The organism is Actinosynnema sp. NPDC059335 (assembly GCF_042752395.1).
Taxonomy (GTDB): domain Bacteria; phylum Actinomycetota; class Actinomycetes; order Mycobacteriales; family Pseudonocardiaceae; genus Actinosynnema.
This window is the reverse complement of the sequence record NZ_JBHYXZ010000183.1, coordinates 14,197-15,493: the sequence shown is the minus strand read 5'-3', so window position 1 is coordinate 15,493 and position 1,297 is coordinate 14,197. Positions and strand designations below refer to the sequence as shown.

At 74.1% G+C, this 1,297-nt stretch carries 1 protein-coding gene; it reads right to left on the bottom strand.

Annotation, left to right across the window (positions count from 1 at the left end; all coding sequences use genetic code 11):
* Positions 1-226 precede the first annotated feature (226 nt).
* Entirely contained in the window at positions 227-928 is a 702-nt protein-coding gene (locus tag ACFXGA_RS35275) for a D-Ala-D-Ala carboxypeptidase family metallohydrolase (RefSeq protein WP_378095758.1), read from the bottom strand.
* Between the last annotated feature and the right edge of the window lie 369 nt (positions 929-1,297).

The following is a 1,297-nucleotide window of genomic DNA, read 5'->3' as shown; positions in this document are numbered from 1 at the left end:
GAGTCTATCGCCCCCCCCCCGCGCGCCCCCCCCCCCCCGCGGGGGGGGGGGGGGGGGGGCGCCGGGGGGGGGGGGGGGGGGGGGGGGGGGGGCCCCCCCCCCCCCCCCCCCCCGGTTCTCACGGGTCCCGCGGGGTGAAGGGGTTGTGCCCGCGGGACCCGGGGACCGACGCCCGCGGGCGGAGGGGTGGACCCGCGCGCGCCGGGGGTGTGCCCTGTCGGATCGGTCAGATACCGCAGGACGGGGCCGACCAGAAGCGGCTGCCCCGGTGGTCGACGTGGGTGTGGTCGTTGTGGTCGGGGTAGCCCGGGCCGAGGATGCCGTTGAACCCGTGGTTGCGGGCCTGCTGGGCCAGGCGGCACAGGGAGTGCGGGCTCACACCCAGGTCCACCGCGTCGCCGTAGAGGTGCCGGGAGTTGGACGCGCCGCCCGCCGCGTTGTTGCACGCGACGCTGCGGAACCCGCTGGTGACCCGGATCGGCTGGTCGCCCAGCGCGTGCCGCATCGCCTGCAGCTTCCACATCGACACCAGCGCGTTGGCCTTCGCCGTCGCCGCGGAGACCGCGCCGCCCGACCAGGTGGAGTTGCAGTTGTTCAACTCGGCGTAGGAGAAGTTGATCGGCGTGCAGTCGTCGTCCTGCAACGCGTAGATCCGCGAGTAGGTCGCGGAACCCGCGACGCCGTCCGCGGCCAGGCCGTACGCCTGCTGGAAGCGGATGAGGGCCGACCGGGTGGCCGGGCCGAACGAGCCGTCGAGGGCGAGCACCGCGCCGTAGCCCGGGTAGCCGGACAGGCGGATCTGCAGCTGACGCACGTCCTCGCCGGACGCGCCCTGGGAGAGCGAGCGGTTCCACGTGTAGCAGCCGTCGGCTTGTGCCGTGCCGCCGCCGACGACGAGCACCACGGCGACGAGCGCCAACGAGGCCAGATACGAAGTTAGTCGGAGCACAGGGACCTCCAGACCGGATGGGGGACGGCTCTGGAGCCTGTCGGAGCGGTAAACTTGCGTCAATCTGTCCCTGATGTCTGAATATTTCACACATCAGGAACAGCTTGTGAACGACCGGTGCCCCGGCCTCGCCGCACCGATGCGGACGTCCGCCTCACCACGCCCGGAATCCTGCCGCACCAAGCGCGTGACGCCGTCCCACGTGCCTTCGGTGCCGCGAAGTCACAAGTGGACGCGCGCGTCGGGGGGGGGGCGGGGGGTCAGCTGGGCGGGGGCGGGGGGCCCCCCCCGGCCGGGGTCGGCTCTTTCCGTTTTGCGCGGGGGGGGCCCCCCCCCCCCCGCCCGGGG